Source organism: Streptomyces sp. NPDC004111 (assembly GCF_042874215.1).
Taxonomy (GTDB): Bacteria; Actinomycetota; Actinomycetes; order Streptomycetales; family Streptomycetaceae; genus Streptomyces.
This window is the reverse complement of the sequence record NZ_JBIAMU010000002.1, coordinates 62,079-85,599: the sequence shown is the minus strand read 5'-3', so window position 1 is coordinate 85,599 and position 23,521 is coordinate 62,079. Positions and strand designations below refer to the sequence as shown.

General features: G+C 73.8%; 22 protein-coding genes. 5 read left to right on the top strand and 17 right to left on the bottom strand.

Translation table 11 applies throughout. The features are described 5' to 3' along the window. Positions 1-2: 2 nt before the first annotated feature. From ACFYVL_RS04880 to ACFYVL_RS04850, 7 genes are all read right to left on the bottom strand, one after another. Positions 3-1,532: a VWA domain-containing protein gene (locus tag ACFYVL_RS04880; RefSeq protein ID WP_389241384.1), complete on the bottom strand. Its 1,530-nt coding sequence runs from the start codon at positions 1,530-1,532 to the stop codon at positions 3-5. Next, positions 1,529-2,947: a hypothetical protein gene (locus ACFYVL_RS04875; RefSeq protein WP_389241787.1), complete on the bottom strand. Its 1,419-nt coding sequence runs from the start codon at positions 2,945-2,947 to the stop codon at positions 1,529-1,531. The genes ACFYVL_RS04880 and ACFYVL_RS04875 overlap by 4 nt, the downstream gene beginning before the upstream one ends. Then, complete coding sequence (locus tag ACFYVL_RS04870; RefSeq protein ID WP_389241786.1) at positions 2,917-3,423, bottom strand: hypothetical protein; 507 nt, start codon at positions 3,421-3,423, stop codon at positions 2,917-2,919. Before ACFYVL_RS04870 ends, ACFYVL_RS04875 begins: the two co-directional genes overlap by 31 nt. 121 nt (positions 3,424-3,544) lie before the next feature. Then, positions 3,545-4,750, bottom strand: a complete 1,206-nt coding sequence (locus tag ACFYVL_RS04865; RefSeq protein ID WP_389241383.1) for an SGNH/GDSL hydrolase family protein — start codon at positions 4,748-4,750, stop codon at positions 3,545-3,547. 400 nt (positions 4,751-5,150) lie between these two features. Next, complete coding sequence (locus ACFYVL_RS04860; RefSeq protein ID WP_389241382.1) at positions 5,151-6,401, bottom strand: D-alanyl-D-alanine carboxypeptidase family protein; 1,251 nt, start codon at positions 6,399-6,401, stop codon at positions 5,151-5,153. A gap of 720 nt (positions 6,402-7,121) precedes the next feature. Continuing rightward, positions 7,122-7,844, bottom strand: a complete 723-nt coding sequence (locus ACFYVL_RS04855; RefSeq protein WP_389241381.1) for a S1 family peptidase — start codon at positions 7,842-7,844, stop codon at positions 7,122-7,124. A 164-nt stretch (positions 7,845-8,008) separates the two neighbouring features. Then, positions 8,009-9,223 (bottom strand): beta-ketoacyl-[acyl-carrier-protein] synthase family protein, encoded by a 1,215-nt coding sequence (locus tag ACFYVL_RS04850; protein ID WP_389241380.1) that lies wholly within the window; start codon positions 9,221-9,223, stop codon positions 8,009-8,011. A 277-nt stretch (positions 9,224-9,500) separates the two neighbouring features. Here ACFYVL_RS04850 and ACFYVL_RS04845 point away from each other — a divergent pair, with 277 nt between their 5' ends. Further along, positions 9,501-10,289 (top strand): hypothetical protein, encoded by a 789-nt coding sequence (locus tag ACFYVL_RS04845; RefSeq protein WP_389241379.1) that lies wholly within the window; start codon positions 9,501-9,503, stop codon positions 10,287-10,289. 204 nt (positions 10,290-10,493) lie between these two features. Here the strand turns inward: ACFYVL_RS04845 and ACFYVL_RS04840 are convergent, their stop codons facing one another. The 5 genes from ACFYVL_RS04840 to ACFYVL_RS04820 form a co-directional block, all read right to left on the bottom strand. Next, a complete protein-coding gene (locus ACFYVL_RS04840; protein WP_389241785.1) occupies positions 10,494-11,075 on the bottom strand; it encodes a hypothetical protein in 582 nt (193 codons plus the stop codon). Positions 11,076-11,197: 122 nt separating this feature from the next. Then, a complete protein-coding gene (locus ACFYVL_RS04835) occupies positions 11,198-12,604 on the bottom strand; it encodes a hypothetical protein (protein WP_389241378.1) in 1,407 nt (468 codons plus the stop codon). Then, complete coding sequence (locus tag ACFYVL_RS04830) at positions 12,601-13,407, bottom strand: ABC transporter ATP-binding protein (RefSeq protein ID WP_389241377.1); 807 nt, start codon at positions 13,405-13,407, stop codon at positions 12,601-12,603. The genes ACFYVL_RS04835 and ACFYVL_RS04830 overlap by 4 nt, the downstream gene beginning before the upstream one ends. Positions 13,408-13,484: 77 nt before the next feature. After that, positions 13,485-14,330 carry a zf-HC2 domain-containing protein gene (locus tag ACFYVL_RS04825; RefSeq protein WP_389241784.1) on the bottom strand — a complete coding sequence of 282 codons (846 nt, stop codon included), beginning with the start codon at positions 14,328-14,330 and terminating at the stop codon, positions 13,485-13,487. Between the two features lie 119 nt (positions 14,331-14,449). Next, entirely contained in the window at positions 14,450-14,953 is a 504-nt protein-coding gene (locus tag ACFYVL_RS04820; protein WP_389241783.1) for an RNA polymerase sigma factor, read from the bottom strand. A gap of 223 nt (positions 14,954-15,176) precedes the next feature. Between ACFYVL_RS04820 and ACFYVL_RS04815 the strand changes: the two genes are divergently transcribed. The 3 genes from ACFYVL_RS04815 (at position 15,177) to ACFYVL_RS04805 (ending at position 17,731) form a co-directional block, all read left to right on the top strand. After that, complete coding sequence (locus ACFYVL_RS04815; RefSeq protein ID WP_389241376.1) at positions 15,177-15,797, top strand: TetR family transcriptional regulator; 621 nt, start codon at positions 15,177-15,179, stop codon at positions 15,795-15,797. Between the two features lie 14 nt (positions 15,798-15,811). Next, positions 15,812-16,591 carry an SDR family NAD(P)-dependent oxidoreductase gene (locus ACFYVL_RS04810; protein ID WP_389241375.1) on the top strand — a complete coding sequence of 260 codons (780 nt, stop codon included), beginning with the start codon at positions 15,812-15,814 and terminating at the stop codon, positions 16,589-16,591. Positions 16,592-16,690: 99 nt separating this feature from the next. Further along, positions 16,691-17,731, top strand: a complete 1,041-nt coding sequence (locus tag ACFYVL_RS04805) for an NAD(P)-dependent alcohol dehydrogenase (protein WP_389241782.1) — start codon at positions 16,691-16,693, stop codon at positions 17,729-17,731. A 60-nt stretch (positions 17,732-17,791) separates the two neighbouring features. Here ACFYVL_RS04805 and ACFYVL_RS04800 read toward each other — a convergent pair whose 3' ends face one another. The 3 genes from ACFYVL_RS04800 to ACFYVL_RS04790 form a co-directional block, all read right to left on the bottom strand. After that, positions 17,792-18,163: a hypothetical protein gene (locus tag ACFYVL_RS04800; RefSeq protein WP_389241374.1), complete on the bottom strand. Its 372-nt coding sequence runs from the start codon at positions 18,161-18,163 to the stop codon at positions 17,792-17,794. Then, positions 18,160-18,792 (bottom strand): RNA polymerase sigma factor, encoded by a 633-nt coding sequence (locus tag ACFYVL_RS04795; protein ID WP_389241373.1) that lies wholly within the window; start codon positions 18,790-18,792, stop codon positions 18,160-18,162. The genes ACFYVL_RS04800 and ACFYVL_RS04795 overlap by 4 nt, the downstream gene beginning before the upstream one ends. 235 nt (positions 18,793-19,027) lie before the next feature. Further along, a complete protein-coding gene (locus ACFYVL_RS04790; protein WP_389241372.1) occupies positions 19,028-19,309 on the bottom strand; it encodes a peptidylprolyl isomerase in 282 nt (93 codons plus the stop codon). A 316-nt stretch (positions 19,310-19,625) separates the two neighbouring features. Here ACFYVL_RS04790 and ACFYVL_RS04785 point away from each other — a divergent pair, with 316 nt between their 5' ends. Further along, positions 19,626-20,258: a maleylpyruvate isomerase family mycothiol-dependent enzyme gene (locus tag ACFYVL_RS04785; RefSeq protein ID WP_389241371.1), complete on the top strand. Its 633-nt coding sequence runs from the start codon at positions 19,626-19,628 to the stop codon at positions 20,256-20,258. 88 nt (positions 20,259-20,346) lie between these two features. Here the strand turns inward: ACFYVL_RS04785 and ACFYVL_RS04780 are convergent, their stop codons facing one another. Beyond that, entirely contained in the window at positions 20,347-20,823 is a 477-nt protein-coding gene (locus ACFYVL_RS04780; protein WP_389241370.1) for a (2Fe-2S)-binding protein, read from the bottom strand. 59 nt (positions 20,824-20,882) lie between these two features. Beyond that, entirely contained in the window at positions 20,883-23,219 is a 2,337-nt protein-coding gene (locus tag ACFYVL_RS04775; protein ID WP_389241369.1) for a molybdopterin cofactor-binding domain-containing protein, read from the bottom strand. Between the last annotated feature and the right edge of the window lie 302 nt (positions 23,220-23,521).

Below are 23,521 nucleotides of genomic sequence, written 5' to 3'. Positions count from 1 at the left end.
CGCTAGGCGGTGAGGAACGTCTTCAGCTCGTGCACGAGCTTGCGTATGTGACCGGACAGCACCGGAGTGCCGAGGTCCTTGAAGCGCTCCCGGAACCACGGGTTGACGCTGCCGCGGCCCGAACTGTTCACGGAGCCGACGGGGATGAACTTGGCGCCCGAGCGGTGAATGGCGGCCATGCTCGCGAAGAGCGGCTCGGTCTGCCACTCGTAGAAGTCGGAGATCCACACCACCGCGGTGTTGCGCGGCTCCGCGATCTTCGGCTGGGCCATCGCCATCGCGACCGTGCCGTCGGTGCCGCCGCCGAGCTGGGTGCGCAGCAGGGTCTCGAAGGGGTCGTGCACCCACGGGGTGAGGTCCAGCGCCTGGGTGTCGTACGCGATCAGATGGACGTCCACCTTGGGAAGCCCGGCGAAGATGGACGCCAGGATCGTGCAGTTGACCATCGAGTCGACCATCGAACCCGACTGGTCCACGACGACGATCAGCCGCTGGGGTGTCGTCCTGCGCGCGGTGTGCCGGTAGAAGAGGCGGTCGACGTACAGCCGCTCCTCCTCCGGGCTCCAGTTGGTGAGGTTCTTCCAGATGGTGCGGTCCAGATCGAGATTGCGGAACACCCGCTTGGGCGGCACGGACCGGTCCAGCGCACCCACCGTGGACTTCTCCACCTCGGTGCGCAGCACCTCCGCGACCTCGTCCACGAAGCGGCGGATCAGGCTCTTCGCGTTGGCCAGCGCCACTCCGGAGAGGTTGTCCTTGTCCTGCAGCAGTTGCTCGATCAGCGACATGCTCGGGGTCAGCCGCGCGGCGAGCCGGGGATCGGCCAGCACCTCGCGCAGCCGCATCCGCCGCACCAGCTCACCCTCGATACTGCCGAGTTCGGGGCCGATCGAGGGGATCAGCCTGCTGAGGTCGGGAGCGGGACGTCCACCGCCGGAACCCGTCGGGCTCACGCCCGCTCCGCCGCCGCCCGTCGCGGGACCGGCTCCCGTGCCGGTCCCACGGCCGCCGCGCAGTTCGCCCGGCCGGCAGCCGAGCGCCCGCTCCAGCCAGCCCGCGTCCGACTGCCAGCCCGCCAGCTGACCCGCGCTGACCGTCCCGCCGGGGGAGGCGAACACATTGAGGAGCACCTTCGACACCAGCGCCGCACGGCGGACCTCGGCGGCCCGGTCCCGGTCCGCAGCGTCCTCGCCGTCGGACTCCGGAACCATCAACCCGTCTATCTCCGCGGCGAGTTCGGGGTGCCGCTGGACGATGGAGTCGACCGAAGCCCTCGGGTCCAGCAGCGCGGCGGGCAGCCCGATGTCCTCCACCACGGCCACGCTCGCGGACTCCAGCGCGGCCTGCTCCTCCGGCTCGAAGAGGCGGGCGAGCAGACGCCAGTAAAGGACCTGACGGCGATTGTCGTGGGCCGGGCCGTCCGAAGGGGCCCCGCCTGCCTGCTGCCCGGCCCGCTCCGCCGGCTTGTCCCGCTCGTCCCGCGGGGCTCCCGCGACGGCGGGCACCACTGGTTCAGTCCGTTCGGTCGTCATTTCCGCAACAGCCTCCCCGCCCGCTCCCGCAGCACCGCCACCGCGTCGGTGGCCGCCTTCTCCGCCTTCGCTCCCGCCTTGTCCGTGGTCCCTCCGGCCCACCCGCCGGCGTGCAGCGCCACCGCCTTCTTCCGTACGGTCGTCTCGACTGCCAGCGGCTGGAGCAGGTACGTCCCGCCGTCCCAGCGCAGCAGCCCGATGCACGCCCCGGACGCCTCGACGGCCTGCGGGGTGAGCGGCGACGCGGCCGGGATCCGGTCGGTGTCGACCGCGAGCGGATGCCCCGCGACGGTGAACGTGGTCCCCCCGTCGCCGGTCCCGACCGTGTACCCCTCCAGGAACACGGGCACGGCGATGCGCACCGGATGCCGGTCCAGCGGAGGTGTCACCGCGTCGGTGGCGGAGGGCAGGGCCACCCGGGCGGTGGCGAACGGGTCGGCGCTCCCGCCCGGCCGCGCGTGCTCCTCGCTCCAGAGCAGGTCGCCCGCCGCCGTGACCGGCATGTCCGTGAGCTCCATCGCACGGCCCTCGCCGGCCGCCGCCAGCAGCGACAGGTGCGGGCGCAGCAACTGCCACAGACCGGCCCCGACCACCGAATCCGGCTTGGGCACCGACACCGACGCCCGCACCAGCCGTGCCCCGTCGCCGTCCGCGGGCTCGAACACCGCGTGCACCTGGGCCTGTACGGCACCCGCGTGCTCCTGGAGGTCGACCCCGAGCGGCAGCAGACGGCCGGTGGCCGTCCCGCACGGCGCGTCGTCCGCCGCACCCGGCAGCGTCAGCAGTACGGCCCGCGACCACAGGTCGGCCCACCGGCGCACCGGTATCCGCTCCAGGGTCGCCCCGGGGCAGGAGGCGGCGAGTTCGACGGCGAACCCGTCGAGCAGTGTCGCCAGCCTGCGCAGGCCCGGCTCCCCGAGCATCGCGGAGACCACGGGCGCGGCCCCGGACACCAGTTCGTGGTCGATGCCGCGCCAGCCGGCCCGTGCCAGGTCGCACAGCCAGGAGCGGGCCGCGACCAGCAGGTTCACCGACTGCTGCCCGCCGTCCGGAAGGCCGGCCGCGGGACCTGCCGCACGCCCGGTCGCCTCCGCCGTACGGGCCGTCAGCGCGTCGTGCACGGAACCGAGCAGCGCGGTCCTGGCAGCGGCCAGCGCCACGAAGTGGTCCTCGCCCGCCGAACCGGCGCCCGCCTTCTCGGCGGCCTCCGCCGTGCGGGCGGCCAACGGCGAGTCCGCGACGGCCCGCGCCAGCTCCGCCAGGTCGTCCACCGCGCCGGCGGGCGGCCGGAGCAGCCCGGGGACGAGCGCCCGGTCGAAGGCGTCGACGGCGGCCAGGGCCTCGTCCAGCCCGTCGATGTCCGCCACGAGCAGATCGGTACGCATCAGGCCACCGCCCGCGTCGGCGGGAACCAGTGCATCTCCGGCAACGGAGAGGTGACCGGGGCCAGTTCGAGGTACGACAGGTGGCGCAGGAACCGGCTGAACACGGGCGCGGCGGCCGTCGCGTCCCCCTGCGCGGGCCGGGTGCGGCCCATGTCGTAGGTGAGGCCCGCCGCGCTCGGCCCGTCCGCCTCCTCGGACTCGACCCGCAGATAGCGGGCCACCCGCTCGGCCCCGTACTGCAGCACCGCCTCGTTCACCAGCGCCCGGATGTGATTGCAGTACGAGCCCCTGGCGCCGCCGCAGGGACGGTTGTTGTTGGTGCTGCACGTGAACGCGTACGTCTTGGCCGCGACCGACGAGACGTACACCCGCGCGATGTCCGACCCGCTGGACACGACGCCCTGCAACCGCCCGTCGGCCAGTTCCACGAAGGGAACCTTGGTCAGCTTGCGCGGCTTCGCGGGTGCGATCACCCGGGCCGTGCTGGACCTCTCCCAATCCGTCAACACACCATCTCCTAGGCAGCAAGAGGTACTTCCACGCCTTCTCGGCGGGACAGGAACGAACCTACTTGCGACCACTGACAATCCGGGCCGGGCGGCGTCCGGGGCCCGCGGGCCGGGGCGGTCAGGGCGGCGGGGCGCCGCCCAACTGCCGTGTCCCGACGGCGTTCGCCAGTGCGGTGTGTCCGGCGGAGTTGGGGTGCAGGTGGTCGCCGGTGTCGTACGCGGGCAGCAGCCGGGCGGGGCGGGCGGGGTCGCGCACCGCCAGGTCGAAGTCGGCGACCGCGTCGAAGACCCGGCCGGTGCGCAGCGCGCGGTTGATCTCCCCGCGTACGGCGTCCAGTTCGGGACTCCAGCGGGCCCACCCCTCGAACGGGGTGATCGTCGCGCCCACCGTCCGCAGCCCGGCGTCGTGCCCGCGCACCACCAGTTGCCGGTACCCCGCCAGCAGTCGCGCCGGATCCTTCTGGTTCGGCTCCTGCTGGAGGTCGTTCACCCCGAGCGCGACGACCAGGGTGCGCAGTCCGGGCAGGGCGCGCACGTCCCGGTCGAAGCGGGCCTGTCCGCCGGGGCCGAACCGCACGTCGTCCAGGAGCAGCCGGTTCCCGCTGATCCCGAGGTTGGCGACGGCCGTGCCGGGGAAGCTGCGGGCGAGCTGGTCGGGCCAGCGCAGGTTCGCGTCGTCGGGCGTGCCGACGCCCTCGGTGATGGAGTCCCCGAGCACGGCGACCGCCGTCCCGGCAGCCCCGCCGGCCACGTCCACCCCGGTCAGCAGGAACACCGAGGTGGTGCGCACCCCGTCGAGCCAGTGCGAGGCATGGGTGTCGCGGTGGAACGACAACGGTCCGGTCGGTCCCGGCAGCCGCGTCTCCACCACCAGGTCGGACCCCCGCTCCACCCGCAGTCCGGCCACCGGGTCGCTGGTCAGCGAGGCACCGGAGCACAGCCACCCGGTGAGCTCCCCGCCGAAGGTCACCGGCCGCCCGCCCGCCGTCACCGGACCGATCAGTACCGGTACGGTGCCGAAGGCGTGCCCGTAGCGCAGCCGGACCTGCCGCCCGCCCGCCGACAGCCGTACGACGGCCCGGAACAGGGCGTCCGTCACTCCCCGGTGCGCCACCGTGTCGCCCGGCATCGGCGCGGTCTGCGCGGTCGCCCAGGACGCCGCCCACCGGGCGCGGCCGACAGCCGCGGACCCGGCTTCGGCCGCCGGCCCCTCGCCCGCCACCGCTGCCCGTACCGGCGAGGGCGCCGCGGTCGCGGCGGCCAGCCCCGCCGCCCCGGCCAGGAGTCCTCTTCGGCCGACGGGCCGTCCCGCGACGCCGGTCATGACGCGCACGGCTCGGTCGGGGCGTACGGGGACGCGCAGGTGCCCGCCCTGTCGGCGGTGGAGTTGTCGCCCGTCGGGGCCGTGGTCAGTGGTCGGGGCACGAGGGGTTCCTCCGGGGGTCGGCGGGAAACGGGGCGAGCGGCACGGACACGCCCCTGCCCGCCGCCGGGGGGAGGAGGAGAGCGAGGGCGTCGTCAGCTCGGTGCACCGTTCCTGGGAAGGGTTCCTGGACATCCAGGACCAAACGCCCGCGCGGCACCACTCGCCGCGCCGCAACCACCGTCAGGTCGGACCTCGAACGTCCTTCCACGCGCCGACCGCTGCGAAACCCCGCCGACCACGGTCCGCCGGCCCCTGTGGGAGACGGCGCCGGGCCCCTGCCGGAGACGGCCGGCCGCGGTCAGCCGGCCGCCGTGTCGTCGGTGCCGCCCTTGCGGCGGTTGACCGCGAAGACCACCGCGCCGCCCGCCAGGACGACCGCCGCGCCGAGCCCCACCCAGACCGGGGCGCCGGAGGACTCCGCGGCGGCGGCGTGCGTGGTGCCGGCCGCTCCGGGCGGGGCGGTGGCCCCGGCGCTCCGCGGGGCGATGGGGTTGAGGCTGCCGACCGGGGTCGCCCGGCCGACCGCCGAGAACCCCCAGTCCAGCAGCCGGCGCATCTCCGAGTACACCTCGTCGTGCTTCTGCGACTGCGGGTTCATCACCGTCACCAGGAGCGTGCGGCCGTCGCGCCGGGCGGCCTCGGCCAGGGTGTTGCCCGCGTTCGTGGTGTAGCCGTTCTTGCCGCCGATCAGCCCCGGGTACTTCTCCACCCCGCCGATCCCCGACAGCATCCGGTTGGTGTTGGCGATGGCGAACGGCTTGCCCTTGGTGTTGGGGCCGCCGGGGAACTTCGCCTCGGCCGTCGCGCAGTACTCCGTGAAGTCCTTGTTCTTCAGCCCCGCCCGCAGGAACAGCGACAGGTCGTACGCGGAGGACACCTGCCCCGGGGCGTCGTAGCCGTCGGGGCTGAGCACATGGGTGTCCTTCGCGCCCAGCTCCGCCGCCCGCTTCTGCATGTCGGCGACGGTCTTCTCCACGCCGCCGTTCATCGCGGCCAGTACGTGCACGGCGTCGTTGCCCGACCGCAGGAACACTCCGCGCCACAGGTCGGAGACCTTGTACTGCTGCCCCGGCACGATGCCCACCGCGCTGCTGCCCGAGCCCATGCCTTCGAGGTCGGCCGGGGTGACCTTGTGGCTGGTGCCGGACGGCACGGCGGGCAGCACGGTGTCCGCGAACAGCATCTTCAGCGTGCTGGCCGGCGGGAGGGCCCAGTGCGCGTTCGACGCCCCGAGCACGTCGCCGGTGTCGGCGTCCGAGACGATCCACGACAGGGCCGAGAGGTCCTTGGGCAGTGCGGGCGCCCCCGCCCCGGTCTGCGGTCCCGGCCTGCCCAGCAGTTCGCCGCCGACCGTGGACATCTGCGCGGGCGGCGTCTTCGGCGCCTTCCCGTCGGGCTGCCCCGTCGCGGTCACCTCGCGCAGGGAGGCCGGCTCCGTCGTACGGTGGACGCTCGCCGACGCGGGGGACGCCCCGGCGAACGCGGTGATCGCGGTGACGGACAGACCCACGGCGGCATGCCGGAGCCACGGGGAGGAAGAGGAGCGCATCCCCCGAACGTAGCGCAGCCCGGAGCACGCGAATTCACGTCGAGCGCCCGTTGAGCAGTGGAATTTCCCACGGCGTCACAACGGAACGGATTGCCTCCGCTTTCCGTCCCCACCCCCGGCGGGGCACCTCTCCGGCCCTTCCCCCGGGAGCGGACGCACCCGTGTCCGGGGAACCGCGCGGCCGGCCGGCCGGCCGCTTCGCCCCGGGGTGCGAACCACCCCGTCGGGGTCACACCTCGAAGGGATGAAATCCGAGGCAGTCCGGGTCCTGGGGCGGGCAGGACGGATGCGGGGTCCTCGGCGGCTCCGGTATCTCGGGCGGACCGGCGGCGGGCTCCGCCGGCCGCACCGGCGGCTCGAACACGAAGCAGCCGCAGAGCGCCCCGCAGGAGCCCGAGAAGCGCGGCTCGCCGTGCCGGAAGCGCGGGTGCCCGCACCGGCACCCGTTCGTCGCCCAGGACATCCGCCGCCCCCGTCCGCCGCCGCCCGGCCGCGTACCGGACGGGCCGTCACCACGGCATTGTCGCGGCGCCGGGCGGCCCGCGTCGAGCCCGCGAACGGCACCGGCCCGAACCTCCCGTACGCCCCGCCCCCTCCCGGCGGAGAGGGAACGGGGCGTACGGGCCTTCGCTCCGGGGCGCCGGACGGCCGCCCCGGAGCGAAGGCCGGTCAGGTCCCCCGGAGCCGCTCAGGGGCCTGCCAGGTCCGGTCGGGGGCCGGTCAGACGCCCGCGACCGACTGGATCCAGGAGCGGTAGGCGGTGACGTTCGTGTACGCGGTGGTGGTCTGCCGGTCGCTGGTCGAGGCGACGCCGACCTGGACTCCGTTGGCCGTCATCGGGCCGCCCGAGTCGCCGCCCGCGGTGATGCCGTTGCCCCGCCGGGCGCAGATGGCGGAGCCGCCGTACGCGTCGGTGCAGCCGCCGGTCACGGTCACATTGGCCACCTTCAGGTAGCGCGACTGGCAGTTGATCTCGGAGCCGCACTGCGAGGTGGCGCCCCAGCCGAAGACCTGCACGCTCTGCCCCACGGTCACCGAACCGGGGCGGCCGAGCGGGGAGTAGGTGCCCTGTACCGACCGGTCCAGCCGGACCAGCGCGAGGTCGGAGCTGTGCGTGTACGTCTGGACGCCGTTGGCGGTGGTGCCGCCGCTGTGCTGGTCCAGGCTGCCGATCCGGAACGAGAGACCGCCCCCGGAGACGCAGTGCTTCGCGGTGAGGATCCAGGTCGGCGCGATGATCGTGGCCGAACAGGTCTCTCTTCCGTTGGAGAAGAGCCGCGCCGCCCAGGGCGCGTTCGAGGCGTAACCGCCGCCGATGATCGGCTGGTTGGCCGTGGTCGCCGGAGGCGGAGCGGTGACGGAGGCCGACGCGGTGGGGGCGAGCAGGGCGACGACGGAGACGGCGGCGGCGAAAAGGGTCGGAACTAACCTGGTTATGCGCATGGTTCCTCGTTTCGGGGGACACACCGAGAGGTGTGCGAGACGGGGGATCAACGGCCCCAGGGTCCCGAACAGCGAAGAATCCGGGTACTAGCGACTGGTCATAACACGCGCTTGTGCCCCGGCGGCCGGGACCGCCGAACGCGGCGGCGGTCCCGGCCGTCCCGCTACTTGGTCAGCACCAGGCTGACGTTGTGTCCGCCGAATCCGAAGGAGTTGGCCAGCGCCGCCGACCACTGGCCCTTGCGCGGTTCGTCCCGTACGACATCCAGCGCGACGCGCGGATCGAGCCGTGCCAGATTGCGGGTGGCCGGCAGGACGCCGTCGCGCAGCGCGAGGAGCGCGACCAGCGCGCCGACGGCACCGGAGGCGCCCAGCATGTGACCGGTCATCGACTTGGTCGCCGTGACCACGGGATGCCCGCCCACGGCGCGGACGACCGCCTCGGCCTCCGCCACGTCACCGGACTCCGTCGAGGTGGCGTGCGCGTGCACCACCCCGATGTCGGCCGCGTCCACACCGGCGTCGCGCAGCGCCATCCCGATGGCGTGCACCTGTCCGTCGGTGTCCGAGGCGGTGATGTGGTGCGCGCTGGACGTCACCGAACTGCCCGCCAGCGAACCGTACGTCCGTGCCCCGCGCGCCCGCGCGAACTCGGCGCGCTCCAGGACCACCATCCCCGCGCCCTCGCCCATCACGAACCCGGACCTGTCCACGTCGAACGGCCGGGACACCGCCGCGGGATCGTCCGACCGCGTCGACAACGCCTTCATCTGCGCGAACGCCCCGAGCATGAAGGGGTGCAGACACGCCTCCACACCGCCCGCGACCACCACGTCCGCCCGGCCCGCCCGGATCAGGTCCTGGCCGAGGGCGAGTGCCTCGGCCCCCGAGGCGCAGGCGCTGACGGGCGTCCTGGCGCCGCCCTTCGCGCCCAGTTCCATGCTCACCCAGGCGGCGGGCCCGTTGGCCATCAGCATCGGCACCGCGAACGGCGACAGCCGCCGTACCCCGGACTCCTCGAAGACGTCGTCCTGCCCGAGGGTCGTCAGCAGACCGCCGATACCGGTCCCGACGACCACCGCGAGCCGCTCCGGCTCCACCTCGGGCGCCCCCGCGTCCTCCCACGCCTCCCGCGCGCTGATCAGCGCCATCTGCTCGCCCCGGTCCAGCTTTCTGGCCTGCACCCGGGGCAGCAGCGACGCCGGATCCACCGGAAGCGCGGCGGCCACCCCCACGGGAAGCCGCTCCGCCCACTCCGCCTCGATCGGCCGCACCCCCGACCGGCCGGCCAGCAGCCCCTCCCAGGACGACGCCGCGTCACCCCCCACCGGAGTCATCGCACCGACACCCGTCACCGACACCGGACTGTTCCCAACCACCTTGTGCCTCCAGAGACATGGAGAAACCGGACAAGATCCAGATTTGCGAGCCCATCATGTCAGCAGTGTTGCCAGGGTCTCCGGAATCGGATGCGACGGATTCGCGGTGACGGGTTTGTCCCCTCCCCACAAGGCGTTTGCGTCCTCCCGCCGGGATTCGCCGGTGTGTTCCCCCGTGCCCGGGAGAGCGGAACCGGCGGCGATACCGTGAAAGGCGGCATGAAGTGGGGCAGGCCGGGGGAAGGGGAGGCAAACGGACGGACTGCGGGGGCTGCCGGTGAAGCTGTCGAGTGTCTTCGTGGTGACGGTGTACTGGGAGTACCGCTCCAAGGGCGGGCTGACGCGGCGCTGGCAGCGCCGCGTCAGGTGGTGGCTGAGGCTGCTGATCGTGGCCGCGGCCCTGGTGGGAACGGTGTGGAGCACCGAGCGGGTGACCGGGGCTTACGAGGAGACCCGGGTGTTCCGCGACGCACCGGCCTGCCCCGGCGGGGCCACTTCGCGGCCGGACGACCTGTGCGTGGGGCGGGAGAGCGCGGTCGTGGAGTCCCGCGACCGGAGCGAGAGCTGCACCGTCAACAGCGGCGGCGGCCAGACCTGTTCGACTTCGTACAGCGTGACCCTGCGCCGCCCCGAACCCGGCCGCACCCTGGAGATCGGTGTCGGCCGGGACCTCTACCAGAAGTCCCGGGAGGGCGACCGGGCCGAACTGCGCGTCTGGCAGGGGAGTCTCGTCGGGATGAGCCTGCGGGGCGACAGTTCGACGTACCCGCCGCCCGCCCAGCGGCTCATGATGCTGCTGACCGGTGTCGCCCTGCTGTGCGTCGGCATCGGCCTGTGGGCGCTGTTCAGCGGCTCGGCGGACCCGGAGAGCTGGGCGGCGCCGGCGGGCTGGCTCTGGCTGGTGCTCACCCTGCCGTGGCTGATCGACGGGGTGCTGCTGGGAGCGAGCCCGCTGCGGTGGGCGGTGACGGGGCTGCTGGTCGCGATCGGCACGGTGTGGACACTGATCGGGCTCGGCAGGGAGTTCCGTGAGTCCCGGCTCGCGTCGGTGCTGCGCAGGGGGTGACACGGGAGGGCCGGTGAACCGGGCGGCTCGGCGGCGGCCCTTCGGCTCCGGTCCGCCGCCGCCCGGCCGGGTCGGTGTCGGACCTCGGGGCATCTCCTCGGGCCCCGGGCGGGGTCGGCGGCGGCCACCGGGGGCACCGCCTCATGCCTCGGGCCAAAAGCCGACGGATCTCGGGTCATCCCTTCGGGCCCCCTGCCGTGGGGATCACCTCCTGGGCCCCGCGACGGCGTAGGCCGCCGTGCCCGCGACCGCCAGGACGACCGCCGTCCAGGTCCCGGCCGCACTGCCCGGCGGCAGCAGCATCCAGGTCAGTACCCGCGTCACCACCTCCCCCGAAGGCGGGACCACCAGCGAGAGGCCCAGCCAGCCGAACGGCAGGAGCCACGCCGACCGCGCCCCCCAGCACGCCGCACCGAGCGCGACCAGCCCCGTCAGCCCCGCACTGTTGCGCACCACGAGACCGGTGGCGGGCCGCTCCCCGCTCAGCACCGTCACCGCCAGCAGCACCGCCCCGACGAGCGCCCCGCACAGCAGGACGTGTGCCGCCCGGCGGGGGAGCCAGCGGATCGCGGCCGACCGGTCCAGCGCGCGATCCTGCCCACCGAGGCCGACGGAGAACACCGTCGCCCCGGCGGCGAGGACGAGCGTGGCAGGCCGCGGGTCCGCCGACCCGCCGCCGAGCAGAACCAGGGCCCACACCGCGGGCGCACCGAGCAGCAGCACCGCGAGCGAGGCGGGCAACTGCCGCGAACGCCCGTACAGCAGCAGCCATCGCGCGCCCCGCAGCCTGCCCGCGCCCGACGCCGGAGGCCGCCGAGGTGCCGGAGCCGCCGGGTTTGCCCGGTCCGCCGGGTCCGCCGGTCGCAGGGCGTGCGCCCCGCCTGCCGGCCCGAGGGATTCGGCCGGGCTCACCGCGCCCCACCGCCGGTCAGCGCGTCCAGCGGGCGGTCCGCGCAGGAGAGCGCGGCGGTGTGCAGGGCCAGCATCCTCCCGCGCTGCTCCGCCCGCGGCAGCGCGGTGAGCTTCTCCCAGGCGGGGCGGGCCAGTTCGGTCTGGAAACGCGCCTCGTGCATGGTGCCCGCCAGCGGTTTGAGGTCACCGAGCACCCAGGCGGCGCCGATGCCCTGTGCGACGGTCTCCTCCAGCGTGCCGCTCTCCGAGCCGGTGCGCGGCCGGCACAGCGGTGCCATGCCCTGGCCGACCAGGACCCGGGTCAGCTCCCGCTCCCGCGCGGAGTCGCCGCCCGCGGCGCGCGCCGCGCCGAACGCCGGGTCGTCGAAGTCGACGAGGAGGAAGCCGGGGGACCGCTCCGCCTCGCCGAGGCTCGCCCTGGGGACGGTCGTCTCGTGGACGGCGGCCGGTGCCCGGCCGCCCAGCGCGCCGCGCAGCAGCCGCAGCGCCTCCTTGCCGGGCCCCGCCAGTTCGGCGAGCCGCGCCTCGTGCGCCTTCGTCACGCACACCGGGCCCTCGCACACCTGCTGGGCCGCGACCCGGTCGACGACATACGTGTCCCGGGGCGTGGAGGGCAGCAGAAGCAGTGCCGCGCCGGTGCCCGCCAGTACCGGGGCGAGGGCGAGCAGCCGGGTGCGCGGTGCGGCGGCGGCAAGCAGCGCGAGGCCCGTCGCGGCCATGCCGAGCAGCCAGAGGGTCTGGCCGAGGTGCACGGACGCGGTGAGCGTGAGCAGCGACTCCCGTACCTCGGCGACGGCGGGGGACAGCAGCGACAGCGCGTGCGGTGCGGCGGCGGCCGGCAGCGCGCCGTCCGAGTTCTGCCGCAGGAGGCTGGTGAGCACCAGGGCCGCCACGGCCAGCGCGGGCGGGGTGAGGACGGAGGGCAGGGCACGTGCGACGCCCATGCCCAGCAGCGCGCCCGCCGCCAGGGCGAGCGCCCCCACCAGCGAGATGGGCAGCCAGCCGAGGTGTCCGTACGAGGCCCCGCCCACGAACACCCGCACCGCGCCCACGCACACCACCAGCAGGAAGCCCGCGACCAGCGTCAGCGCGGTGGGGCCCGCCTGTGCGAGTGCCCGCTGCCAGCCGGGGCGCGGGGTGCTGGTCAGCAGTTCGGACATCTTCGAGCGGGGGTCGCGCAGCCCCTGGAGCGCCCCCAGCCCCACCGCGAGCGGCCACAGGAAGAACAGCGGATACCGGGTCCACAGGGCCATCGAGGTCCACTGCCCCGTCCACGGCGCGCCCTCTCCGGCCCACGGCCCGGGAAGGAGGCCCAGGAAGGCGAGCGGTACCACCAGGACGGCGGCACCGGCCCACGGGGCCACGGACCGCTTCAGATCGATGCGCAGCACACGGAGGTTCACCAGGTGCCTCCCGCCCGGACCGGGGCGGCCAGCAGCGCCGAGTAGCCGCGCTCCAGCGGGCTGTCGCCCACGTGCTCGGGCCCGCCCGCCGCGGCCAGTTCGTCCGGGGTGCCCTGGAAGACCAGCCGCCCCTCGGCGAACAGCACCACGTCGGTGCAGGCGGCGGCCACGTCCTCCACCAGGTGGGTGGAGACGAGCACGCAGGCGTCCGTGCCCAGTTCCTGGAGCAGTTGGCGCAGCCGCAGCCGCTGCGTGGGGTCCAGACCGACGGTCGGCTCGTCGAGCAGGAGCACCGCCGGGTCGTTGACGATCGCCTGGGCGATGCCGGCCCGCCGCACCATCCCGCCGGACAGCGCCTTCATCCGCTCGTCGGCCCGGTCCGCGAGCCCCACCCGCTCGACGGCGCGCTGCACCGCCGCCGGGACGTCCGCCGGCGGCACCTCCTTCAGCCACGCCATGTACTCCACGAACTCCCGCACGGTGAACCGCTTGTAGTAGCCGAAGTCCTGCGGGAGGTAGCCGATCCGGCGGCGCAGCGCCCGGTGCTCGCCGTGTCCGGTCACGGACCGGCCGAGCAGTTCGAGTTCGCCCCCGGCGGGGCGCAGTACGGTGGCCAGCGCGCGGATGAGGGTGGTCTTGCCCGCTCCGTTTGGGCCCAGGAGCCCGTGCACGCCGGTGCTCAGCGACAGGTCGAGGCCGTCGACCGCCATTCTCTTCCGGCCGGCCCTGACCTTGAGTCCGGTCGCCCGGATCTCCCAGGCGTAGGCCGTGGGCGCGATGTCGGCCCTGCTCACTGCGGGCATGTCGAGGGGGTTCCTCTTCTCTCGTGGATCGCCCGGGAGGTTTTCCCGGGCGGGGTCGGGGGTGGTGCGCCGAGGGCTCAACGGTGGTGTCCCAGGACGGTGTAGGCGCCCCTGCGGGCGACCACGACGGCGGCGCCCAGCGCGAGGAGCAGCCCCCACACCGGCAGCCCGTCCGGTCGCAGGACCAGTGCGGTACGGCTGGTGGCCAGCGTCGGCGCCACCACCACCGCGGCCCACGCGGCCACCAGGACGACGGCGGCGCGGGGCACTCCGATCAGCCCGCCGAGCGCCAGCGTCAGCGAGGTGAAGGCCAGCGAGGGCAGCAGCCACTGGGCGGCCGTCACACCCGTCGCCCAGCCACCCGCCAGCAGCGCGGGGATCACCACCGCGAGCACGGCGGTGGTGCGGCGCAGCACCAGGTGCAGCCCCGCTCTCGGTGTGGCCGCCGTCAGTTCGTACGCCGGGTCCAGCCCCCGCGACCAGGAGGCCGCCACCCCGCACACCGGCAGGACGGGCGCGAGCACCAGCATCAGGGACACCCGGCCGGGCCCGGAGTTCACCAGGTCCAGCAGCAGCGCGAGCAGTGTCACGGCCGGCACCATCGCGAGCCACGGCACCATCGCGGGCGTCGCCCACGCCGACAGCCACGCCCGCCGCCGGGGCGCCGCAGGTGCGCTCTCGGCCAGCCGGGGTTCGAGAGCGGACCAGACCGTGTCGGTCAGCGCCGCCACGGCGGGCGCCCCGGTCGCGACGGCCGCGGACAGCCGGTCGCGGCAGTTCCGGCAGCCCTCCAAGTGGGCCTCCAGGGCCCACACTTCGTCCGCGACGAGGTCCGCGCCGCCGCTGACGTACCCGTCGATGAGGCGTGCCGACGCGTGCGCCGCCCCGTCATGCGGGTCCGGCTCTCCTCGTCCGTTCGTCATGGCGTTCATGCGGTCCGTGCCGTTCCGGTCGTCCGTGCGGTTCATGAGGTTCATGTGGGTGGCGGGGTCCATGCGGTTCGTGGGGTCCATGCCGTCGTCCACCTCGTCCGTCCCGGCGTTCACGTCAGTGCCTCCCGCATCGCGGTGCGGGCCCGGCGGGCGCGGGTCTTGACCGTGCCCTCCGGCAGCCCTAGCAGTACGGACGTCTCCCGCACGGTCAGTCCGTCGAGCACCATCGCCTGCAACACCTCCCGGAGCTCCGGTGCGAGGCGCCGCAGCGCGTCGCCGACGTCGCCGCCGACGGTGCCCACCAGCGCTTCGTCCTCGGCTGCGGGCGCCGCCCGCTGCGGTGCGGCGGCGGGCGGCGGCTCCGCGTGGTGGGCCCTGCGCCGGAACGCGTCGACCAGGCGGCGGGCCGCGATGGTCCACAGCCAGCCGACCGCGCTGCCGCCGACGCCGCTCCCGGCGAAGGACCCGGCCGCCCGCCACACCGCCAGATACGTCTCCTGCATGACCTCGGCGACGATCTGCGGGTCGGCGCACCGCCGCCCCAGCCGCACCGCCAGCCACGGCGACGTGCGCCGGTACAGCTCCTCGAAGGCGGCCCGGTCGCCCCGGGCCACGCTCCTCAGGAGCTGCTCCTCGTCCAGTTCTTGCGGCGCTGCCGCCCGCCCACGTTTCACACCTGCTAGACGTCCGGGCAGGTCAGCAGGTTTTCGCGGGGCTGTGACGCTCGTCACGTGTGTGCGCGGCCGGTCCCGCCCCCGGTCCGCCGGTAGCCCGGCGTCACCTGTCTCGCGGGGCCAAATGTCCCACTGGGACACTTTGAGGAGTACAGTTCGAAACATGAGCAGCACGGAGGGCCGCCGGGTCCGCAAAGTCCAGGAGAGCCGCGAAGCCATGGCGAACGCGGCCGTGGAGCTGGTGCTCGAAAACGGGCTGGACCAGGTCACCGTCGAGGCGATCAGCGACCGCGTGGACGTCTCGCGCCGCACCTTCACCCGCTACTTCGCGGGCAAGGAGGACGCCGTCGTCGACGCGCTGCGCGCCGACTTCGCGAAGATCAACGCGGCACTGGCCGCCCGCCCCGCCGAGGAGCACCCGCTCACCGCGTACCACCGCGCCCTGCGCGACTGGCTCGCCAACGACCCGGCAGCCTGGCACCGGCGCCCCCGCTCGGGCGAGCTGCTGCGGCTGCTCCACCAGGAGCCCGCCCTGCTCGCCGCCTACGGCCACGTGCGCGACGAGGCCGAGCGCGCGTCCGTCACCATCGTCGCCCGGCGACTCGCCCTGGACCCCGACGACGCCCTGCGCCCCGCCCTCGCCGTGTCGTTGGCGGTCGGCGCGTTCGGCACCGCCGTACGGTTCTGGATCAGGACGGACGCCACCACCCCGCTTCCCCAGCTGATCGACGAGGCGTTCGCGGCCCTGGCCGCGGAGCCCGCCCCCAGCACCACCCGCAAGTGAAACCAGGTACCACCATGACCACCACCAGCAACCACAGCGCCCCCGCCGCCGAGTTCGCCGGAAAGACCGCCCTGGTCACCGGAGCGGCCTCCGGTATCGGCCTCGTCGTCGCCCGCCGCCTCGCCGCCGAGGGCGCGGCCGTCGTCGTCGCGGACTACAACGAGCAGGGCGCCAAGGAGACCGCCGAGGCCATCACCGCGGCCGGCGGCCGGGCCGCCGCCGTCCGGGTGGACGTCACCGACCCCGAATCGGTGCGCGGCGCGGTCGACCTCACCGTCGAGACGTTCGGCGGACTGCACCTCGCGGTCAACAACGCCGGGATCGCCGGCGCGTCCGCCCCGACCGGCGAGTACACGGTCCAGGACTGGCAGCGGGTGATCGACACCAACCTCAACGGCGTCTTCTACTCGCTGCGCTACGAGCTGCCGCAGATCCTCGCCTCCGGCGGCGGCGCCGTGGTCAACATGTCCTCGATCCTCGGCACCAACGGTTTCGCGGGCTCCGCCGCCTACTCCGCCGCCAAGCACGCGGTCGTCGGCCTGACCAAGACCGCCGCCGTCGAGTACGCGGCCCAGGGCGTACGGGTCAACGCGGTGGCCCCCGGATTCATCGACACCCCGCTGCTCAAGGGCGGCGACGACGCCCAGCGTCAGCACCTGATCTCGCTCCACCCGCAGGGACGCCTGGGCACCGCGGAGGAGGTCGCCGAGCTGACCCTGTTCCTGCTCTCCGACCGCGCCTCGTTCGTGAACGGCAGCTACCACCTCGTCGACGGCGCCTACGCGGCCCGCTGACCCCGGCCCCGTACCCCCGACCACAGAAAACCGGCGACGACCAGAGAAGAGGCACCCCAGATGTCAGCCCACCCCGCCCCGGCACCCTCGGCCCCGACGATGAAGGCCGTCCAGTACCGCAGCGTCGGCGCCGCCCCCGAAGTGGTCACCGTCGCCCGCCCCGAACCGGGCCCCGGCCAGGTGCTGCTGAAGGTCACCGCGGCGGGCGTGTGCCACTCCGACATCGCCGTGATGAGCTGGCCCGCCGAGGCGATCCCCTTCCCGCTGCCGCTCACCCTCGGCCACGAGGGCGCCGGCACCGTGGCCGCCCTCGGCGAGGGCGTGACCGGCCTGTCGGTGGGCGACTCCGTCGCGGTGTACGGCCCGTGGGGCTGCGGCAGCTGCCTGATGTGCGCCCAGGGCAAGGAGAACTACTGCCTGCGCGCCGCCGAACTGGGCATCCGGCCGCCCGGACTGGGCGCGCCCGGCGCCCTCGCCGAGTACCTCCTGGTCGACGACCCCCGCCACCTGGTTCCGCTCGGCGACCTGGACCCGGTCACCGCCGTACCGCTGACCGACGCGGGACTCACGCCGTACCACGCGATCAAGACGGCGCTGCCGAAGCTCACCCCCGGAAGCACCGCGGTGGTCATCGGCACCGGGGGCCTCGGCCACGTCGCCATCCAGCTGCTGCGGGCGCTCACCCCGGCCCGGGTCGTCGCCCTGGACGTGACCGACGAGAAGCTGGAACTCGCCCGCCAGGTCGGTGCGCACGAGACGGTGCGGTCCGACGCGCAGGCCGCCGCGAAGGTACGCGAACTGACCGGCGGAACCGGCGCCCAGGCGGTGTTCGACTTCGTCGGAGCACCGCCCACCGTCACCACGGCGACGGCCTGCGCGGCGGTCGAGGCGGAGATCTCCATCGTCGGCATCGGCGGCGGCGCGGCCTCCGTCGGATTCGGCACGGTCCCGTACGACGCGGCGGTGCGCTCCCCGTACTGGGGCTCTCGGTCGGAACTGATCGAGGTGCTCGACCTGGCCCGGTCCGGCGCGATCGACGTGCACGTCGAGACGTACACCCTGGACGAGGCCCCCGAGGTCTACGCCCGGCTCCACGACGGCCGCATCAACGGCCGGGCCGTGATCCTCCCGCACGCCTGACCCGGACCTACGGCCCGTACGCCTGACCCGGACCTACGGCCCGGCCGCCGCGCACCGCCGTCAGCCGCCCGCCCTGCTCAGGGTGCAGACGCCGTCCGCGCACTTCCGTTCCAGCCTGCCGCGGGAGACGGTCTGCGCCAGCCCGATCAGCCAGCAGGTCGGACAGCCCCGCAGGGCCACCAGGCCCAGCGGGGCCGCCAGCAGCGGGGCGGGCCCGGCCACCGGCACCAGGGCGATCGAGCCGATGATCAGGCCGAAGCCCAGCACACCGCGCAGCAGGTGCCGCGGGACGGACGCGCTGGCGAAGTCCGCCCCCGCGCGGGCGGGCCGCACCGCACGAGGCGGCCGCGGCACCGCCCGCGCACTGCGCACCGCACCCGCCTGCCGGACCGGCTCCGCGGTCTCCACCGGCATCCCGTTCTTCCCGTTCATACCTCTCCCTCCACTGCTCCACCGTCCGCTTCCCGCGCGACACCGTCCGGTTCCAGAGCCTGCCGCAGGGCCGCCCGTGCCCGGTGCAGCCTCGACTTCATGGCCGCCGTGCTCAGTCCGAGCGTCCGCGCCACGAGCGGGCCCGGATACCCCTGGACGTCCCGCATCACCAGCACCTGCCGCTGGTCGCGCGGCAGCCTGCTGACCGCGAGCGCCACCCGCTCGGCCTCCAGCCTCCGCAGTACCGAGTGCTCCGCGGAGGGCGCCGACCCGACGGCCGACCGCGCGGCCTCCTCGGCGGGCGGCGCCGTGGCGAGCAGCCGCAGGTGCCGCAGGCACTCGTTGCGCACGATGCGGTACATCCAGGACACCAGGGCGCCCGACGCCCGCAGCGTGCCGATCTTCCGGTAGAGGATGATCAGCGCTTCCTGGGCCGCGTCCTCGGCGTCCTGCGGCGTCGCGCACAGCGAATGCGCGAACCGGCGCACATGGGGCTGCGACTCCATCACGACGGTGGTCAGCGAGGTGACGTCACCGTCCTGGGCGGCCCTGATCAGCCGTTCGTCCGGCCAGCGGTGGCCGCTGCCGCCCCCAAGGACCGGGCGCGCGGCCCGCCCGGGGTCAGCCACGGCTCCGGCTCCTGCGCCGCAGCAGCGTCACGCTGCACACACAGATCAGCAGCGCCCCGGCCACGGCGATGATCGCGATCATCATGTTTCGTACCTCCTGGTGTCCCTCCCACCGGTCCGAGCGGCCGGTGCACGTACAAGAGGCGGCGGAGGCGGAAAAGGATTCGGCATCCGGGCCGGAAAACGCAGAACGGGGCCGCGTCAGCCAAGACGCGGCCCCGCTCCGTGCGGTGTGTCAGTCCTCGCGGCTGGTGACCTCGACGAGGTGCGCCCCGAACTGGGTCTTCACCGGGCCCTGCACCACGCCGACGGGGGCGGAGAAGACGACCTGGTCGAACTCGGGGACCATCTGTCCCGGGCCGAACGTTCCCAGGTTGCCGCCGTCGCGGGACGAGGGGCACGAGGAGTGCTTCTTGGCGAGCTCGGCGAAGTCGGCGCCGTTCTCGATCTGCTGCTTCAGCTCAAGAGCTGCGGCTTCGTCGCTGACCAAGATGTGACGTGCGGAGGCCCTAGCCATGGTGTTACGTCCTTTCGCGTGCGCGTTGTCGCCATAGAGGATCGCACAAGCGGAGGGGCTTTCCGTGACCGGTGGCCACCGGCCCGCACCCGCTGCGGATCCCTGCGCCGCCCTCGTGGGTCGGGCATGCGCCGACCCAGGCTCTCACAGCTGATCACTCCCGCACGGCGGGTCGGCCCCGGCCGCCCTCCCGCGACCGCCCGCACCCCCGCGCACGTACGGGCGAAGAACAGGTGGCCGCACCGATGAGTTCCCGCCCTGCGGCCGGTCCTACCTGGTGACACCGTGATCGAGCAGTCGGGCGAAGGGAACGAACATGGCGGGCGACGTCTGGACCATCGTGCACGCGGAGCGTGCGGCGCTGATCGAGGACCTCACGCAGCTCAAGGACACACAGTGGGACGAGCCGTCCCTGTGCGAGGGATGGACCGTGCACGACGTGGTCGCCCACCTGGTCGACAGCGCCCGCACGACGCGCGTCGGGTTTGTCCTCGCCATGCTGCGGGCCGGTTTCGACTTCGACAGGCTGAACGCGAACGGGGTGCGGCGCGAGCGCGGGGCCACCCCGGCGCAGACCCTGGAGCGGCTCCGCGAGGTGGCCCCGCGCAGGTCGGCGCCACCGGCGCCGCTGGAGACCCGGTTCGTCGAGGAGGTCGTGCACGGCGAGGACATCCGCCGTCCCCTGGGCCTGGCCCACACCTACCCGCAGGAGGCCGTGACCGGGGCGCTGCGGCTGCAGGCCCGTACGGCGGCGTCCTTCGGCGGGGCCAGGGAACTGATCGAGGGCCTCTGCCTCACCGCGACGGACGCCGACCTGACGATCGGGTCGGGCCCCGAGGTCGCCGGACCCGCGCTGTCGCTGCTGCTGGCCGTCTCGGGGCGCCGGACCGCACTGGAGGAACTCGCGGGCCCGGGAGTGCCGACGCTGACCGGGCGACTGGTGCGGTGAGCCGGGGCGCGCCCCTTGCACGCGCGGGCCGGCAGCTGCTCCTTGGGCCGGCCTCCCGGAGCGCGCCGAACCGCCCCGCCCCCGCTCCTCACATCTTCGCGGCCCCGGCCCTGATGGCCTCGCGGATGCGGAAGTACGTACCGCACCGGCAGATGTTGCGGATGCCGTCCAGGTCCGCCTCGGTGATCGTGCGCCCCTCCTCGGACGCGCGGCGGACCAGGGCGACGGCGGCCATGATCTGGCCGGGCTGGCAGTAGCCGCACTGGGCCACGTCGTGGTCCAGCCACGCCTGCTGCATGGGGTGCAGGTCCGCGTCCACGGTGTCCGCGAGCCCCTCGATCGTGGTGACCTCGTCGCCCGGCCGCAGCTGCCCGACGGGAATCGCGCAGGGGTTCACCGCCCTGCCGTTGACGTGGCTGGTGCACGCCTTGCAGACGTTGATGCCGCAGCCGTACTTGGGTCCGGTCACCCCGAGGACGTCGCGGAGCACCCACAACAGCCGTACGTCGTCCTCGACTTCGACGGTGACCTGCTCGCCGTTGAGCCGGAAGGTGTGCTGGGGCATGGGACTCCTCGCTGAGGGGGCGGCAGGGGAAGGCGGCGGTGCGGGCGGGCGTGCGGGGTTCAGATCGCGTGGTCGAGGCCGTCGACCGGTGACGCGGGGACCGGTGGGACGGTCGGTTTGGGGGTGAAGGAGAGCGTCCCGTGATTGATGGGGAAGGTGGTCGGTACGGTGCCGGTGGCACGGCCGTACGCACAGGCGACCGCGGCCATCGACGCGGCGACGCCCAGCTCTCCCGCGCCGCCCGGCCTGCCCGTGGTGGGCGGCATCACGATGATCCGCAGCTCCGGCGGGGTGTTCCACTGCCGCGTGTAGAAGTAGTTGTCCCAGCTGGCCTCCAGGAAGTGGCCGTCGCGCAGATGGAGGCTGGAGGTCAGCGTCTGGGCGATGCCGTCCATGAGGCAGCCCATCATCTGCGCCTCCAGACCGCGGGGGTTGACCGGCAGGCCGACGTCCACCGCGCACACCGCCCGGGTGACCCGGGGGCCCGCCACACCGTCCCGTACGGGACGGTTCACGGTCTCCGGGCGGCAGTCGATCTCCACGAGGACGGCACTGGTGGAGTGGTACTCGGAGTGCAGCGCGATGCCCTGGGCGGTGCCCTCCGGCATCGTCCGGCCCCACTGCCCGGCCTCGGCGACCTTCCGCAGGACGGCCTTCGACCTGTCGTCCTTCAGCCGGTCGAGCCGGAATCGGTAGGGGTCCTGGCGGATCTTGGCCGCCAGTTGATCGACGACAATCTCCCGGGCGCAGGTGGCGTCGGGGGAGTAGACGTTGCGCATGCTGCCGGTGTTGAAGCCCTTGTCCGTCTCGTTCAGCAGCCTGCCCGTGACACCGAAGTTGTACGGCATCGACTGGGTCAGCTGGAAGAACGTCTCGGAGAACCCGAGGTCGGCGACGGGCAGCTTGGCGGCCAGGGCGGTGACGATCTCACCGAAGCCGTGGCCGAGGTCGGTGGCGACGCTGGTGTGCCGCTGCTGGAAGCCGAGCACCGTCGAACCGAGGTGGGCCATCCGGACCCGGGACGTGGCCATGGGGTGGACGCGCCCCTGGCGGGCGTCGTCGGCGCGGTGCCACATCAGCTTGACGGGCTTGCCGATCTTCCGGGAGATCTCGGCGGCCTCCAGGGCGGCGTCGAAGAACAGCTTGCGGCCGAAGGAGCCGCCGCCCTCGGTGACGTGCACCGTGACCGCGCCCAGCGGCAGCCCCAGCTTCGCCGCGAGGGCCTCCCGGGCGACGATCGGCGCCTTGAGGCTGGACCAGATCTCGGCGCGGTCCGGCCGTACGTCGGCGATGGCGCAGTTGGTCTCCAGTGCGCTGTTGCCACGGAAGTGGAACGTGAAGGTGGTGTCCACGTGCGGGGTCAACGGGGGCAGTCCCATGGGGAGTTCGGCGTCCCGCAGCTCCTCCAGGACGCTCTCGTCCGACTTGCCCTCCGCGGTGCCCGGCCGCCAGGTCACGTCGAGCGCGCGCACGGCGTCGATGCACTGGCCGAAGGTACGGGCGCGTACCGCGACACCTGTCGAGACGACGGCGACGTCCGTGACGCCGGGCATCGCACGCACCGCGGCCGTGTTGGCGACGGAGCCGACCCGGCCGTTGATCGTCGGCGGCCGGCACACCATGGTGGGGGCGGCGTCGGGGACGGCGAGGTCCATGGTGAACCTCTTGCGGCCGGTGACCGCGTCCCGGGCGTCGATGCGGCCCCGCGGAGTGCCGATGACCTGGAACTCGTCGGCCTTCTTGAGGTCGGCGGCGACCGCACGGGAGGTGGCGCTGGCGGCCTTCCCGGCCAGCGTGCCGATCCCGACGCTCCGGCCCGTCGGGCCGGTGACGACTCCCGCCTTCAGGGTGAGTTCACCGACGGCGGCACCGAGTTCGACGGCGGCGGCGTCGAGCAGCCGGCCGCGGGCGACCGCGGCGGCGACCCGGACCGGGGTGAAGGTCGAGAAGGTCGTGTTGGACCCACCGGTGAGCTGGTTGAACACCAGTTCCGGACGCGCGTCGGCCAGGGTGACCCGCACCCGGTCCAGCGGCACGTCCAGTTCCTCGGCGATCAGCATGGCCGTGGAGGTGGTGATGCCCTGCCCCACCTCGGCCCGCGGCAGAGCGAAGGAGACCGTGCCGTCGGGGTGCACCTGGACGGTGATGAGACCGGAGGTGGGCAGCGCCGCCAGGGTCATCAGGTCGTTCAGATCGACCACTTCGGTGATGTCGGCCGAGGGGACTTCGACGGCCGGGATCCCGGCCGGAGGCGGACCGGCCGCGGGCGCGTGGGCCGCGGCCGGCGGGGCGGCGACGAGCTGCGCCGCGGTCATCAGGGTGGGGGCGGCCAGGACGTAGCCGAGGAACCGGCGTCTGTCGGGGCCGGGACGGTGTGCTCCGGTCGAGGTGTCCATGAGGGGGGATCGGCTCCGCAGGTCCGGGAGTGGGGGGAACGAACAGACGGGAGTGGAAGCGGCGGGGCAGCGGGGGAGGTCGACGCCCCCGGTGCGCACGGGTCACGAAGAACATTCCCTGTTACGGGAGTTGACGGTGATCTGCTGCCCCTCCGCGAGGAAGACAAGGACGAACCGGTGCAGGCTTCTTCGGGTCCACCTGACCGTCGGGATGCCGGGAAAAGGTACCAGGCCCTCACGGAAAGCGACGAGGGGTTGCCGGACGGTCGCGACAGGCGGATTCGGCCGAGCCAGGCCGCTGC

Coding starts and splice junctions, on each gene's coding strand:
- ACFYVL_RS04810 (WP_389241375.1), top strand. CDS start 15,812: ATGACCACCACCAGCAACCACAGCGCCCCCGCCGCCGAGTTCGCCGGA.
- ACFYVL_RS04855 (WP_389241381.1), bottom strand. CDS start 7,844: ATGCGCATAACCAGGTTAGTTCCGACCCTTTTCGCCGCCGCCGTCTCC.
- ACFYVL_RS04880 (WP_389241384.1), bottom strand. CDS start 1,532: ATGACGACCGAACGGACTGAACCAGTGGTGCCCGCCGTCGCGGGAGCC.
- ACFYVL_RS04825 (WP_389241784.1), bottom strand. CDS start 14,330: ATGACGAACGGACGAGGAGAGCCGGACCCGCATGACGGGGCGGCGCAC.
- ACFYVL_RS04865 (WP_389241383.1), bottom strand. CDS start 4,750: ATGACCGGCGTCGCGGGACGGCCCGTCGGCCGAAGAGGACTCCTGGCC.
- ACFYVL_RS04790 (WP_389241372.1), bottom strand. CDS start 19,309: ATGGCTAGGGCCTCCGCACGTCACATCTTGGTCAGCGACGAAGCCGCA.
- ACFYVL_RS04780 (WP_389241370.1), bottom strand. CDS start 20,823: ATGCCCCAGCACACCTTCCGGCTCAACGGCGAGCAGGTCACCGTCGAA.
- ACFYVL_RS04775 (WP_389241369.1), bottom strand. CDS start 23,219: ATGGACACCTCGACCGGAGCACACCGTCCCGGCCCCGACAGACGCCGG.
- ACFYVL_RS04785 (WP_389241371.1), top strand. CDS start 19,626: ATGGCGGGCGACGTCTGGACCATCGTGCACGCGGAGCGTGCGGCGCTG.
- ACFYVL_RS04860 (WP_389241382.1), bottom strand. CDS start 6,401: ATGCGCTCCTCTTCCTCCCCGTGGCTCCGGCATGCCGCCGTGGGTCTG.
- ACFYVL_RS04815 (WP_389241376.1), top strand. CDS start 15,177: ATGAGCAGCACGGAGGGCCGCCGGGTCCGCAAAGTCCAGGAGAGCCGC.
- ACFYVL_RS04800 (WP_389241374.1), bottom strand. CDS start 18,163: ATGAACGGGAAGAACGGGATGCCGGTGGAGACCGCGGAGCCGGTCCGG.
- ACFYVL_RS04805 (WP_389241782.1), top strand. CDS start 16,691: ATGAAGGCCGTCCAGTACCGCAGCGTCGGCGCCGCCCCCGAAGTGGTC.
- ACFYVL_RS04830 (WP_389241377.1), bottom strand. CDS start 13,407: ATGCCCGCAGTGAGCAGGGCCGACATCGCGCCCACGGCCTACGCCTGG.